Origin of the sequence: Actinoplanes auranticolor (assembly GCF_018332655.1) — a bacterium.
GTDB classification, from domain to species: Bacteria; Actinomycetota; Actinomycetes; order Mycobacteriales; family Micromonosporaceae; genus Actinoplanes; species Actinoplanes auranticolor.
In genome coordinates, this window is the sequence record NZ_BOQL01000032.1 from 38,779 (window position 1) to 52,415 (window position 13,637).

General features: G+C 71.5%; 14 protein-coding genes. All 14 read right to left on the reverse strand.

Going from position 1 to position 13,637, the window contains the following annotated elements; translation table 11 throughout:
* The 14 genes from Aau02nite_RS20885 to Aau02nite_RS20945 all read right to left on the reverse strand — a co-directional run bounded on the left by Aau02nite_RS20885 (position 1) and on the right by Aau02nite_RS20945 (position 13,616).
* Positions 1-942, reverse strand: coding sequence for a glycosyltransferase family 2 protein (locus Aau02nite_RS20885; RefSeq protein WP_212990207.1), 942 nt, complete (start codon positions 940-942; stop codon positions 1-3).
* 7 nt (positions 943-949) lie between these two features.
* Positions 950-2,632: a hypothetical protein gene (locus tag Aau02nite_RS20890; protein WP_212990208.1), complete on the reverse strand. Its 1,683-nt coding sequence runs from the start codon at positions 2,630-2,632 to the stop codon at positions 950-952.
* Positions 2,633-2,768: 136 nt separating this feature from the next.
* Positions 2,769-4,703 carry a delta-60 repeat domain-containing protein gene (locus Aau02nite_RS20895; RefSeq protein ID WP_212990282.1) on the reverse strand — a complete coding sequence of 645 codons (1,935 nt, stop codon included), beginning with the start codon at positions 4,701-4,703 and terminating at the stop codon, positions 2,769-2,771.
* Positions 4,704-4,882: 179 nt separating this feature from the next.
* Positions 4,883-5,824 carry a glycosyltransferase gene (locus Aau02nite_RS20900; RefSeq protein ID WP_212990209.1) on the reverse strand — a complete coding sequence of 314 codons (942 nt, stop codon included), beginning with the start codon at positions 5,822-5,824 and terminating at the stop codon, positions 4,883-4,885.
* A complete protein-coding gene (locus Aau02nite_RS20905) occupies positions 5,821-6,687 on the reverse strand; it encodes a phosphatase PAP2 family protein (protein WP_212990210.1) in 867 nt (288 codons plus the stop codon). The genes Aau02nite_RS20900 and Aau02nite_RS20905 overlap by 4 nt, the downstream gene beginning before the upstream one ends.
* Positions 6,688-6,762: 75 nt before the next feature.
* A complete protein-coding gene (locus Aau02nite_RS46555) occupies positions 6,763-7,119 on the reverse strand; it encodes a sugar transferase (RefSeq protein WP_246595316.1) in 357 nt (118 codons plus the stop codon).
* The gene (locus tag Aau02nite_RS20910; protein WP_246595317.1) at positions 7,086-8,279 is read right to left on the reverse strand and encodes a sugar transferase; all 1,194 of its coding nucleotides are present in this window, start codon (positions 8,277-8,279) and stop codon (positions 7,086-7,088) included. Before Aau02nite_RS20910 ends, Aau02nite_RS46555 begins: the two co-directional genes overlap by 34 nt.
* A gap of 578 nt (positions 8,280-8,857) precedes the next feature.
* On the reverse strand, positions 8,858-9,073 hold the full coding sequence (locus Aau02nite_RS20915) for a ferredoxin (protein WP_212990211.1): 216 nt from the start codon (positions 9,071-9,073) through the stop codon (positions 8,858-8,860).
* Entirely contained in the window at positions 9,070-9,225 is a 156-nt protein-coding gene (locus Aau02nite_RS20920; RefSeq protein ID WP_212990212.1) for an NADH-ubiquinone oxidoreductase-F iron-sulfur binding region domain-containing protein, read from the reverse strand. Before Aau02nite_RS20920 ends, Aau02nite_RS20915 begins: the two co-directional genes overlap by 4 nt.
* Before the next feature lie 96 nt (positions 9,226-9,321).
* Positions 9,322-9,939 carry a response regulator gene (locus Aau02nite_RS20925; RefSeq protein WP_212990213.1) on the reverse strand — a complete coding sequence of 206 codons (618 nt, stop codon included), beginning with the start codon at positions 9,937-9,939 and terminating at the stop codon, positions 9,322-9,324.
* A 32-nt stretch (positions 9,940-9,971) separates the two neighbouring features.
* Entirely contained in the window at positions 9,972-11,117 is a 1,146-nt protein-coding gene (locus tag Aau02nite_RS20930) for a sensor histidine kinase (protein WP_212990214.1), read from the reverse strand.
* On the reverse strand, positions 11,114-11,935 hold the full coding sequence (locus tag Aau02nite_RS20935; protein ID WP_212990215.1) for an ABC transporter permease: 822 nt from the start codon (positions 11,933-11,935) through the stop codon (positions 11,114-11,116). The genes Aau02nite_RS20930 and Aau02nite_RS20935 overlap by 4 nt, the downstream gene beginning before the upstream one ends.
* A complete protein-coding gene (locus Aau02nite_RS20940; RefSeq protein ID WP_212990216.1) occupies positions 11,932-12,768 on the reverse strand; it encodes an ABC transporter ATP-binding protein in 837 nt (278 codons plus the stop codon). Before Aau02nite_RS20940 ends, Aau02nite_RS20935 begins: the two co-directional genes overlap by 4 nt.
* Positions 12,769-12,848: 80 nt before the next feature.
* Positions 12,849-13,616: an ABC transporter permease gene (locus Aau02nite_RS20945; RefSeq protein ID WP_212990217.1), complete on the reverse strand. Its 768-nt coding sequence runs from the start codon at positions 13,614-13,616 to the stop codon at positions 12,849-12,851.
* Positions 13,617-13,637 lie beyond the last annotated feature (21 nt).

Below are 13,637 nucleotides of genomic sequence, written 5' to 3' on the forward strand. Positions count from 1 at the left end.
TCAGATCCCCTTGCCGCGCTTCTGGGCCATCCGCAGCACCCGCTCGCCGGTCATCAGACCGAGGATCACCGGCACCGTGACCAGCACGCGCTTCTCCCGGGGGTTCAGCCGGACGACGGCGGCGAGCTCCTTGACCGCCTCGGTGCGCCGGTTGCCCGACGCCAGCGCGAACGCGATCTGCCCGCGCAGCCGGGCCATCCCGGCCCGGCTGGTGGCCAGCTCCGGGTGCTTGCCGATGAGGTAGCGCTGGGCCTCGACGATGGTCGCCCACCGTCCGAAGTAGAACGAGCCACCGTGCCAGTCGACGATGACCAGCGCCTGCCGGACCACCGCGATCGGCGTGTGGGCCGACACCCGCAGCAGCCACTCGTAGTCCTCGCTGTAGCCGCCGGGAATGCCCTCGTCGACCTCACCGGCCGCGGCCCACGTGGAACGGCGCACCAGCATCGTGCTGGAGTGCACCTCCATCACCCGGTCGGCGAGCAGCTCCTCGTGCACGACCCGGTCGCGGTCCAGCACGCGTTCCTTGTCGATGCCCGGTCCGCGCAGCCGCAGCCCGCAGCTCACCGCGCCGACGGCCGGGTCGGCGAGCTCCTCGACCTGGCGGCTGAGCTTGGTGGGCAGCCAGATGTCGTCGTCGTCGCAGAAGGCCAGCAGCTCGCCGGTCGCCGCCTCCACGCCGCTGTTGCGGCCGCCGGGCAGCCCCTGGCGGCGGGTGTTGGCGATCAGCTTCAGCGCCCGGTCGGGGCCGACCGGCACGTCGAGGTCGCGCACCTCGACGTGGTCGTAGACCACGACGCACTCGACCCGGCCCGGATAGTCCTGGCCGAGGATGCTGGCCACGGCGCGTTCCAGCAGCCCGGGCCGGTCGCGGGTGGCGACGACGACGCTGATCTCCGGGTACGTCGGTGGCACGGCCTGCTCCCCTGCGCTGTCGGACATGGCGTTCTCAGGCACCTCGGCCTCCGGTGAGCACGAAGCCGACGGTCTGGGCCCCGGCGGAGCGCAGCCGGTCGACCAGCCGGGTCAGCTCGCCGTTACGGGTACGGTCGCGGGCCACCACGAGCACCGCCACCCCGGTCTGCGCGGCCCGTACGCCGCGCTCGTCGGTGTCGGACGGGGGTGCGTCGATGACCACCACCCCGGAGTCGGGCTCCTCGCCGAGGGCGCACAGCCGGACGACGCCGCCACCGATCAGCACGACCAGCAGCCGGCTGTCCGGGTCAGCCGCGCCGCTGCCCGCTGTGTTGGGGCCCGCCGCGACCACGGGCGTCTGCCGGACCGGTGCCTCCATGATCAGGGTGGCCTCGGGATCGGCGGAGGTGGTCTGCACCTGGGTGGGCGCGTCCGCGGTACGCAGGCCGGAGCCGGCGATCCGGGTGACGCCCGGCGCCGGGGTGGCCGCGGTGCCGCCCATGCCGAGCCGACCGGCGGTAGCCGAACCGTTCACCCCGGCCGGCGCGGACGGCGACAACGTGCGGGGGCGCGGCGGGGTGCGCTTCTGCGCAGCGAACAGCACCCGCTTCAGCTCCTCATGGCTCTCCGGCGGCGCGGCCAGCGTGACGTCCTGGCCGGCCTCGGCCAGCGCGACCGCCAGATTTCCGGTCACCGTCGTGCGGCCCTCGTCGTTGCGGCCGGAGAGCACGACGAGTGCGCGGTCGGGGTGCCGGTCGATCCACTTCAGCACGGCCAACGAGACGTACCGGGCGTCGGCCGCCGCCGCCTCGTCGTGGTGCCGGCCGACCGCGCGGACCACGCCGAGCGCCGGCAGCCCGATCAGGTCGGCGGCCTGGTCGACGGACCGGACCCGGCGGTCCAGGGCCTCCCGGGCGTGCGCGGCGACCATGCCCAGCAGCAGACCGCCGAGCACCGCGCCGAGCAGGTAGAGCAGGCCGGCGTCGTGACTGGACGGAATCGGCGAGCGGGCCGCGGCAGTGATCGAACCGGGGCTCAGATCGGCCGAGGACACCTTGGCGCGCGCGTTGGCCAGCTGGGCGATCTGGTCGTTGAGGGCGCTCACCTGGTCCAGCGTCGCCTGGGTACGCGGCGACGCGGTGTCCGTGCTGCTCTTCTGGTTGGGCAGCGCCTTCTGCACCGCCAGCCGCTGGCCCGTCACCTGCTTGATGGTGTTGTCGTAGGAGAGGATCAGCCCGGCCCGCTGCTGCTTGTAGATGTCCTCCCGGACGCGCAGGTAGGTCTCGGCCGCGGTGTTCGCCCCGGTGATGGCGCTGCGCTCGCTGTCCCCGGCGTACTGGAAGCGCAGCACCTGGCCGCCCGTGGGCACCTCGGTGGTGAGCGACTCCCGGACCGCCTCGGGGTCACGGTTGAGGATCCGCGCGGTCGAGTCGATGACGTCGTTGCCCAGCGCGATGCCGTTCTCGGCGGTCATGTTGATGGCCCGGTCCGCGCCGCTGGACGGCAGGGTGAACGGGTCGGTGACCACGGGACGCAGCACGACAACCGTTGTCGCGCGATACGTCGCCGGAAAGAAAAAGAGGTACGCGAGCACCGCGAGCGTGACGGCCGCGGTCGCGGTCAGCACGATGCGCCACCGGCGCAGCGGAATCCGTACGACGTCCGCGAAGCCGACGACCCGCTGCCGGCTCGCGGCGACGGAATCAGTCACATCCATGAGTCGTCTCTCCCCGACATGTCTGCAGTTGTGTGTCGGTACATCTGAGTCGCACCGAAACCTTCCCCGGCCGGCATCCTCGCGCGGCCGGGGAAGGTTACGCAACAGAGAGTCGTCGCTCCGACGACAATCCGTGTTACGAAGTGGCGAAGAACAGCGTCGGGTTGGACCACGTCGCCTCGGCCGTCGGCGCCGCCACCACATTGGCGGTGGAGCCGTCGACCGCGGTCGTCGCGGCCGGGTCGAAGTTGACCGTCCGGAGTGTCCCGTCGGTGGAACCGTAGACCAGCTTGCCGGCCACCCAGGTCATGCCGCGCACCGTGCGCCAGTCGATGCCCGAGGTCGGCAGCGTGAAGGCGGTGCACCCGATGACGTAGCCGTCCGGCGTGAGGTAACGGTAGAACAGCGCGTTGCTCGACGAGGTCGTGTAGTACATCCGGCCCTGCGAGTAGAACGCGCCGGTCATGCTGGCCGCCGCGTACCACGAGTTGTAGCCGCTGCTCACCCACGGGGCACCGATCGCGCCGGAGCCACTGAGGATGGAGATGTTCAGCAGGCTGCCGCTGGGCGCGCTCGCGTCCGTCTTGGCCCAGTACACCTTGTTGCCGACCACGAACGCCGACTTGGCGCTGGTGAGCTGCGGCTGGCTGACCGTCGCGGGGGTGCCCACTCCGGACACACCGTACGACACCTTGGTCACCTGGCCGTTGCCGGCGCCCAGGTAGAGGTAACCGGAGGCGGCCTGCGGGGCGTCCTGGATGGCGATGGTGCGCCCACCGGCGTCCGGGAAGTAGCCCTGCCGGCCGTGGTACTCGTTGCCCAGGCCGTCGGAGTCGAAACCGGCGAACAGGCCGTTGGGGCCCTTCCACAGCTCCCACATGATCGGGCCCCAGTTGGTCCCGCCGGCCGGCAGCTGACCGCCCGGCGAGCGGGTCGGGTTCCAGTTCAGCGGTACGCCGTTCTGCTGGTCCAGCGCGGCGATGCCGTAACGGCTGACGCCACCCGGGCCCTGCGTGTCGTTGCCGTTGGCGTTGTTCTGCCAGCGGAAGTGCCCGCCGACGTAGACCACGCCGTCGGCGACCTCCAGCGAGGTGACCGAGTCGGTGCCGGTGACGTCGACCCAGGTCGCCTGGACGTTGCTGCCCCGGTCCGCGGTCTCCCAGCGGGCGGTGGTGTCGCAGTACGCGTCGCCACGGCCACCGTCGGCGATGATCACGAAGTAACTGCCGTCGTCGTTGAAGTCGACGTCACGGGCGTAGAACGGGAACGAGCTGCTGTAACAGGCGGCCACGTACCGGTCGGTGTTCCAGTCCGCGACGGTGGGCGTACCCGCGGTGTCGATCATGACGACCTGGTTCCGGGCGTTTCCGTTGACCTCGGTGAAGTTGCCGACCGCCACGACGGTGTCACCGTCGGGCGCGACCGCGAGGCCCCAGACCAGCTCGGTGCTGTTGGCGTACGGCCGGGCCCCGCTCGCGTCGATCTGGAAGGTGCTGTCGATCGCGCCGGTGGTGGCGTTGAGCCGGGCCAGCAGTCCGTGCTCGGTGCCGTTGATCCAGTGGAACGCACCCGCGATGTACAGATGGTTCTCGTGCACGATGGCCCGGCGCACCACACCGCCGTCGGCCCGGCCGACCCAGCTGGTGATCGTGTCGCCGGTGGCCGGGTCCAGCTCGACGAGGTTCTTGCGGGACACACCGTTCACGGTGCTGAAGTTGCCACCGACGATGAGCTTGCCGTCCGGGCTGACCGCGAGGGTCTGCACCGCACCGTCGAGCACCGGGGTGAAGCCGGCACGGAGCGCGCCGGTGCCGGCGTCGTAGGCCACCAGGTTGCTCGCCGGCGACCAGGTACTCGCGCCGGCGGGCTTGATGCCGCTGAAGGATCCGCCGGCGTAGACCGTGTTACCGATCTGCGCGAACGCGCGGATGCTGCCGTTCTGGGCGTGCGGCGTGTAGTCCACCGGGTTGGCCGAGACGATGGTCGCGGGGTCGTTCGGGGGCACGTACACGGCGGAGGCCGGTACGGCGGTCAGAGCGACCGTCAGACTCAGCACCGCGGTGGACGCCAGGATCCTGGCGGCCGGCCGCGACCGTAGTCGACGCTTTAGGGACACGGGCCCTCCTAATGAGAACTTAAAGATTGACGCAGCCTCGTGCGGTGGGCGTCAGTGCGCTATCGACCGTCCGGACGGAGACGTTGCCTGTTCGGAAAGTCCAGGGGCACAGAGGATGGACGAAGTGTGGGCGATCACGACGGAGCCAGCCGGAACGGCGCCACGCCGGGACTCGCCCGGACACTCCACGCCGCGGCTTCGGCCAGGTCCGCCAGGCTCACCTGCGGTGCCTCCCGGGCCACGACCAGTTTCCTGCCTTCCAGCTCACGGGCCATCGCGACCTGGTGGTCGTCGACGTGCTCACCGAAGGCTCTGCGCCGGGGGACGTACAGCGCGCGCTTTCCGGCCTGCATCGCCGCCAGCGCGGAGCCCACCCCGGCGTGCGAGATGACCGCGTCCGCCTCGGCGAGGGCCTGGCGCATCTCGGTGATCGGCACCTGTTTGCGGGCACCGGCGGGCATCTTATCGACAACGGTCGAGCCCACCTGCCACAGCACGTCCCATTCCGGCGGCAACAGGGTCACGAGGTGGTTGAGCAGGCGCGGGAACGTGTAGCGCTCGTGCGTACCCAGGGTCACCACGACCTTGCTCACCGGGCGCGGCTCGGCGAGCGGCTCGGCCTCGAAAGCGTCGAAGATGGACCCGCCGTACTGCCAGGTATCGTCTGCCCAGGCCGGATACTGCGTGTAGAGCCGGGTGCGCGGCACCCGAGCGGCGAGCCGGCCGGTGAGTGACGGCCCCTCCGTGCGGGTCGCACTCTCGATGTAGGAGCACGGCACCCCGGCCCGGGTGGCGGGCAGGAAGAACGCCAGCGCCACGCTGGCGCCGGTGCTGATCACCCGCTCATAGCGCCGGCTGCGGAACATGCGCTCCGCGACGATCAGGTCCTTGACCGCACCGACCAGGTCCCGGCTGGTGGCCGGGGGCACGAAGACGACGTCCTCACCCTCCAGCAGGGACCGGCTCTGCGGACTGTCGAAGGTCACCCAGCGGCGCTCCCCCACGCCGAGCCGCGGTGTCAGGTCGTGCAGCTCGGCGAGGTGGCCCCCGGTCGAGGCGACGAGCAGCGTCGTCACGGCGCGGTCGCCGAGACGACCGGCGCGGCTGCCGGAGCGGCCTCGACGGGAACCTCGGCCTCGGCGGCGGCCGGCGGCGGGACCGGGCGGGGATACCGGCCGGCCAGGATGCCGACGGCCAGGGCGTAGCCCAGGAACAGCGCCGGGCCGAACAGCAGTCCGCTGATGACGTCGGTGAGCCAGTGCTTCTGGGTGTAGATCCGCGAGTAGCCCTCGTACGTCGCCATGATCAGCACGACGGTGCCCAGCAGCACGTGCCAGCGCCGGCGCAACTTCCACGTCAGGGCGATGAACAGGGCGATCGCCCCGAAGGTCATGACCACCCGGGCGATGCCGCCCGACGGGTACGAGCCCAGCCCGGTCGGCGGGTGCCCCCGGTTGACCATGCCGGCCAGGATCGCCTGCACGTACTGCTCCAGCGGGAAGCTCGCCAGGATCGCCACCAGCGGGATCCAGAACCGCTTGCGCCAGAACGGGGCGAACAGCACCGCCGCCACGACCACCACGATCTTGAGCGGGTCACGGTCGCCCAGGGCCGTGTACCACCAGTTGAAGTCCTCGAAGCCGGGGCTGCGCCGGTCGGTGACCCAGAGCAGGACCGGCCAGTCGATGACGTTCTCCAGCCGGTGCGCCAGGATGCCGACCGGCCAGAAGACGGCGACGATCACGGCGGCCCAGAAGAGCACGAACACCAGGGCCGTCATCGGCCGCCCGAGCGTCACCACCAGCCCGGCGACGGCCTGGTGGGTCTTCGCCGCCAGCCGGCCGCGCGCCAGCCGCCGGCCCGGCCCGTACGCGAGCAAGGGGCCGGCGACCGCCGGCACGATGACCGCGAACGCGGCGATGAAATACAGCAGTACCACCGAACAGTCCCCATCCTGCGGCGTCCCGGCCGCATACCTGCACAAGCTGTCGAACAGCGCCCCCCGCGCGAGGCGTCAGTAGGCTCCTGAGCCCCGCATGACCGCCATCGCGGTCCGCATGAGGATCACCAGGTCGACGGTGAGCGACCAGTTCTCCACATACCGCAGGTCCAGCCGGATCGAGTCCTCCCAGGACAGATCCGACCGCCCGCTCACCTGCCACAACCCCGTCATGCCGGGCTTGACCACCAGCCGCCGGCGCATGTCCTGCGGATACTGCTCGACCTCGCTGGGCAGCGGCGGGCGCGGCCCCACCAGCGACATCTCCCCCAGCAGGACGTTGATCAGCTGAGGCAGCTCGTCGAGGGAGTAGCGGCGCAGGATCCGCCCGGACCGGGTCACCCGGGGATCCGCACGGATCTTGAACAGCACCCGGCGTGCTCGTTCTGCTGCCGCATCGCCTCGAAGCGCGCCTCGGCGTCGGTGTGCATGGTGCGGAACTTGTACATCCGGAACGACTCACCGCCGCGGCCCACCCGGACCTGCCGGAAGAACACCGGGCCACCGGTGTCCAGCCGGATGACCAGCGCGACCAGCAGGAACAGCGGCGCGAGCAGCACCAGCAGCAGCGCGGCCACCGACACGTCGAACATGGATTTGATCAGGCGCCGGCCGCCGGAGAGCCGGGGATGCTCGATGTGCATCATCGGCAGCCCGTCGACCGGGCGCACGGTGATCCGGTCGCCGGCGGTGTCCACCAGCGACGACGAGACGATCAGGTCGATGTCGTCGCGTTCGAGCTCCCAGGCCAGCCGGCGCAGCATCGGGCCGTCGAGCTCCGGGCAGGACATCACCATCACCGTGTCGGCACCGGCGGCGGCAGCCGAATTGGCCGCCGCGCCCAGGGCGCCGAACACCGGCACGTCCACCGTGTGCGCCGCATCGGCCAGCTGCCCCGCGGGCAGGCAGGCACCGATGACCTGGAATCCGTGGTGGGAGCGGCGGTGCAGCTGACGGGTCATCTGCGCGACGGCCGAGGCGTGCCCGATCGCCAGCACCCGGTGCATGCAGGCCCCGCGCCGGCGGGAGCGGTGCAGCACCTTGCGCAGCACGAATCGACCGGCCAGCGACAACACCGTGGTCAGCACGAGGGCGATCAGCAGGTAACCCCGGGCGATGTCCGCTTTGGCGACATAGGAGGCCAGCGCGATGCCCAGGGTGAGCCGGACGCCGGCCCGCAGCACCCGTTGATACTCCTCGCCGCCGACGAACAGCACCCGCCGTTCGTAGGCGTGCGTCAGCGCCAGCAGACCCACCCACACGGGCGGGATGAGCGCGGACAGCACCAGATACCAGTCCGCGTACGGCGCGCCCTGGAACCGCAGCACGAAGGCGGCCAGTGTGGCCACCAGGGTCGCGCCGAAGTCGATGACCAGGAGCAGCTTGACGTAACGCGCCTCCCAGACCCAGCGGTCGGCGTGGCCGCGCCCGTCGGAGACACCGAGATCCCGTTCGGTGACTCCCGCATACGTCGATGGTGCCGGAATCGGTCCGCTCGCGGCGCTGTCCGCCGTTGTTTCCGTCGTTGTCACGACGCCCCTGCCCGGTGTGAGACCCCACGCCCACTCGGCAATTTCGTGCACCCCACTTACGACGCCCCCCACCCCTTGGCCTCACAACAACAAAGCGCAAGGACGCTCAGGCGGTGAACGCTAGACGACGGCCGGGGAAATACCGACCCCCGGGTCGCAATCTTTACGATCGCGGGACCAAGTTTTCGGATACCGGAGCGGGCGGCAACATCGTGCATTGCCGGTGAACTCGGTTCTACATCGGACAAAATAACAGGCATACCCACAGTGACGTCACCGGGCGACCACCGGCCGACCATTGTCCGGTTTCCCCGCATTGGCGCTCATGATTTGTCCGATAAGCACGTCTGCGGCATCGCACGGTAACACGGCGGGCGCGGAGCGCGTGCGCGACGTAGTTGCGATCCTCGATGTCCGGCTGAGCTTAGTCGATCATCCGGGTTGGACAGAACCAGCCGAATGTGAGACACGCCCGTCGTTCGGCCCACTTGACAATGGATGATCCACTGAGTCCCGTCGGAAAAAGATCACCACCGACCATTCCGAACGAGGTGCGGAACGGCGGCGCGGGAAGCAGTTCAGCGCCGCACGAGCCGCAGTGCCGGCGCCGGGCAGCGGTCCACGGCATGGCGGGCGGAATCCTCGAGGTGCCGGGGCACAGCCGGTTCCGCCTCGCCGCCGCGGGCCACCGGATAGCCCCAGTCGTCCTCGGCCAGCAGCCCGGGCAGCAGCTCGGCACAGAGCCCACGGCCGTCGCAGGCCGTCCAGTCCACGTGCAGCCGGGTGGTGCTCATCGCCGTACCCCCTCGGTGGCCAGGCAGTGGCCCGCCAGGTGGGCGGCCACGTCGGCCTCGAACGCGCGCAGCGCACCGGTGATCATGCGGGCCGTACCGTCCGGGTGGCGGCAGGCGCCGCGACCGGTGACCAGGGCGGCCAGCCTGCCCACCTCGGCCGCAGGCCGGGCCGGGTCCGGTGCCCGGCCAGGTCGTCCAGCGTCGTGGCCAGCCGGGGTGACGTCGTGAAGGGTGGGCGAGGTTCCCGGTCAGAGCAGGCCGTGGCTCATCGCCCGGGTCACCGCGGCGGTGCGGTCGGCCACGTCCAGCTTCGCGAAGGCGCGCAGCAGGTGGGTCTTGACGGTCGCCTCGGCGATGAACAGCTCCCGGCCGATGTCGGCGTTGGTGAGTCCCCGGGCCACCAGGCGCAGCACCTCCGCTTCCCGGGCGGAGAGCGTCGGCGGCGCCGGGCTGCGGACCTGCCGGACCAGGGTGGAGGCGACGCTGGGCGCGAGGACGGTCTCCCCGCGGGCCGCGGCCCGGACGCCCTCGGCCAGCTCCGCCGGCGAGGCGTCCTTGAGCAGATATCCGCCGGCGCCGGCCTCGATCGCGCGCAGGATGTCACGATCCGACTCGTACGTGGTCAGCACCATCACCCGTACGCCCGGCATCGTCGCCACGATCCGCGCGGTCGCCTCGACACCGTCGCCGCCGGGCATCCGCAGGTCCATCAGGACGATGTCCGGCCGCAGCTCGGCGGCGAGCGCCACGCCCTCGGGCCCGGACGAGGCCTCACCGACCACGGTCAGGTCGGGCTCGGCCTCCAGCATGCCGCGGATGCCGTGCCGCACCACGGGATGGTCGTCGACCAGGATCAGCCGGATCACGCCGCCACCTCCACCGCTCACGCCTGCCCCTCTCATGCCGGCACCTCGACCTCGACGAGGGTGCCCGTGTCGGGGTCGCTGTGCACGGTCAGGGTGCCGTTCACCTGCTCGGCCCGGGTCCGCATGCCGGGCAGCCCGAAGCCGGACACGGCCGCGGCGTCGAATCCCCGGCCGTCGTCCCGCACCACCAGCCGGACGCTGTCCGGGCCGAAGGCGAGCAGCACCGCCACCTCGTGCGCGTCCGCATGGCGGCGGACGTTGGTCAGCGCTTCCTGGGCCGCGCGCAGCAGCACGACCTCCACCACGGTCGGCAGCCCCCGGGTGTCCCCGGTGAGGCGGAAGGTCGCCGGGATGCCGGTCTCCTCGGCGAAACGGCTCACCTGGCGGCGTACCGCATCGGGCAGTGAGCCGGTCGCCAGCGCGGCCGGCGCCAGGGCCGCGACCAGGGCCCGCGACTCGGCCAGGTTCTCCCGGGCGGTCCGCACGGCCAGCGCGAGCCGCTCGTCGGCCAGCGCCGGATCGGCCGCCTGCAGCAGGGTGATGATGCTGGTGAAGCCCTGCGCGAGGGTGTCGTGGATCTCGCCGGCGAGCCGGGCCCGCTCGGCGGCGACCCCGGCCTCGTGCGACAGCCGGGCCACCTCGGCCCGGCTGCTCTCCAGCTCGGCGATGAGCGCGGCGCGTTCCCTGCTCTGCTGGATGACCCGGTCGATCCAGGTCCCGAGCCAGACCGCCACGGCAGCCGTCATCACGAAGATCGGGCCGACGTGGGTGATGAAGGACCAGTCGGCACCACCGCGGAGAAATCCGGCCACGAGCGGCAGCAGGTTCGCGCCGACGACCGCGACGACCGCCGCGCGGATCTCCAGCGTCATGAAGATCAGCGGGCAGAGGGCGAAGAGCAGATAGCTCACGGTGGAGACCGCTACCGTGCCGGCGGCGAACACGACCAGCACGACGACGACGAACGGCAGGCCGGCCCGCCCGTGCCGCCCCCAGAAGCCGTAGAGCAGGGCGACCACCGCTATCGCGCCGACGGCGACGGCCCGGAGCCCGGGGCCGGTCCCGGACTGGCCGAGCACCGACGCCGCCACCGCGAGGGCGACGACGGCGTAGAAGACCACCCAGGCCCGGGAGTGCCGGGCGATGGGCTCGCCCGGGCCACCCGCCGGCGCGGTCATGCGTCGCGGGTGTTCGTCCAGCGGAAGGTCACCAGGCACAGCACTGATCCGATCACACACCAGGCGAGCAGCACCAAGGCGATCCGGCCGTGCTCCCAGGCGCCGCCGGCCTCGAAGCCGGCCGCGGTGTCCGGCAGGAAGACGGACTTGAAGCCCTGCGCCATCCACTTCACCGGAAAGATCGAGGCTACCGTGATCATCCAGTCGGGCAGCTGGGTGATCGGATGGATGAACACGCCGGAGATGAACTGCAGCGCGACCACCGGCACATTGAGCACGGCGCCGGCGGTCCGGGCCGAGCGGACCAGGGCGCTGGCGGCGATCCCGAGCAGCCCGCAGGCGACGACGGAGAGCACGAAGAGCCAGCCGAAGGTGAACCAGCGCCCGGCGTCGGTGGGCAGCGACAGATCGAAGAGGATCACGCCGACGGCGAGCAGCACGACCACCTCGGCGGCGGTCAGCACGGCGACCATGATCAGCTTGCCGAGAAAGTACGCGGTGGCGGTGACCGGCGTGCCCCGGAGCCGCTTGAGCGTGCCGTCCTCCCGGTCGGTGGCGATCCCGACCCCCATGGTGATGAACGAGGTGGCGACGATCCCGTACGCGATCATGCTGGCCGAGAAGATCCGGGCGGCGCTGAGCCCGGGATGGTCGTAGTCATCGGCGAAGATCGTGCCGAAGAGCAGAAGCAGCAGGGCGGGGAAGAGAAAACTGAAGATCAGCGCGGTGCGGTCGCGGAAGAACTGAAGAGTCTCGACCCAGCCGCGGCTGACCCCCATCCGCGCGGTCGAGGGAAGGGCCGTGTCGGTGGTCGTCATCGCTGCTCTCCGATCAGGGTGAGGTAGGTGTCCTCGAGGCTGGGGCGGGTGACGGTGAGGCTGGTCAGGTCGACGCCGGCCGCGGTGAGCCGGGCGATCAGCGGGGCCGGGTCGGTGGTCTGCTCGGACTCCCGCCCGTTCGGGCCGGTCCATTCGACGGTGGCGCCGGCGCCGGCCCGGCCGCCGAGCGTGGCCGGCGTCCCCTCGGCCACCAGGGCGCCGGCGGCGATGACGGCCAGCCGGTCGGCGAGCGCCTCGGCCTCGTCGAGGTAGTGGGTGGTGAGCAGGATGGTGGTGCCCTCGGCGGCGAGCGCCCGGACCAGCTGCCAGAACTGCCGCCGGGCCTGCGGGTCGAAGCCGGTGGTGGGCTCGTCGAGGAACACGACCTCGGGCCGGCCGACGATGCCGAGCGCGACGTCGAGGCGGCGGCGCTGCCCCCCGGACAGGGCCCGGACCTTGGCCTTGGCCTGGGCGGAGAGCCCGACCAGCTCGATGACCTCGGCGGCGGACCGGGGCCGGGGATAGAACCCGGCGAGGTGCCGTACGGTCTCGGCCACGGTGAGATCGGCGGCGTCGGTGGCGGACTGCAGCACGATGCCGATCCGGGCCCGCCAGGCCCGCCCGCCGGTGGCCGGATCCTGGCCGAGCACCCGTACCTCACCGGAGTCCCGCCGCCGGTGCCCCTCGAGAATCTCGACGGTGGTGGTCTTACCGGCGCCGTTGGGGCCGAGCAGGGCGAAGACCTCGCCGTGCGGCACGGAGAGATCGATGCCCGCGACCGCGGGACGGGAACCGTAGGTCTTGCGGAGGCTGGTGACCTCGATCGCTGTCATGCCTACGAGCTTGGCGAAGCAGGGGGTCCGCCCGGGACGACCGCCCGGCTGTCACCCCGTGTCCACCGATCGACGGACAGCTACTCCCAGCGGAACTTGCGGGCGGCCGTGGTGAGGGCGACCGCGGCCCAGAGGGTGAGGCTGAGCCAGATGCTCGCCGGCACCGCGGTGCCGTTCGTCAGGGTGTTACGCAGGGCCTCGGCGTGCGCCGCGAGCGGCAGCAGGAAATGTCCCGCCGGGCCCAGGTCGGGCGCCGCGAACATGATCCCGCCCGCGGCGAGCATGAGCACGTAGATCAGGGTGGCCGCGGCCGTGGTCGTCTCGGGCCGCAACACGCTGGCGAGGAGCAGGGCCAGGCCGCAGTAGGCAGCGGTGGCGAGCACGGTCACGCCGATGGCCGGGAGGACCTGGGAGAGCTCCGGCCGCCAGCCGGCCGCGACGCCGACCAGGGCGAGGACGAGCACCTGCACCGCGACCAGGCAGAGGATCGCGGCGGTCTTGGCGAAGAGCAGGCCGGGGCGGGTCAGCGGGGAGGCGCCGAGGCGCTTGAGCACGCCGTAGCTGCGCTCGTAGCCGGTGGTGATCGCCTGCCCGGTGAAAGCCGTCGACATCACCGTCAGGGCGAGCACGCCGGGGACGACAAAACCGAGGCGGTCGTCGCCGGGCACGTTGGTGGCCCGGGTCAGGCCGGCCCCGAGCAGCACCAGCAGGGGCACGCCCATGGCGAGCACCACGGCCTCACCACGGCGGGCGGTCAGCAGCAACTCCATGCGGACCTGCTGGCGCAGGATCGCCCGCATGGGTGCCCGGCCGGGGGCGGGGGTGAACGTGCCGGCGTCGGTGCTCATCGCCCAGCTCCAGGATTCGTC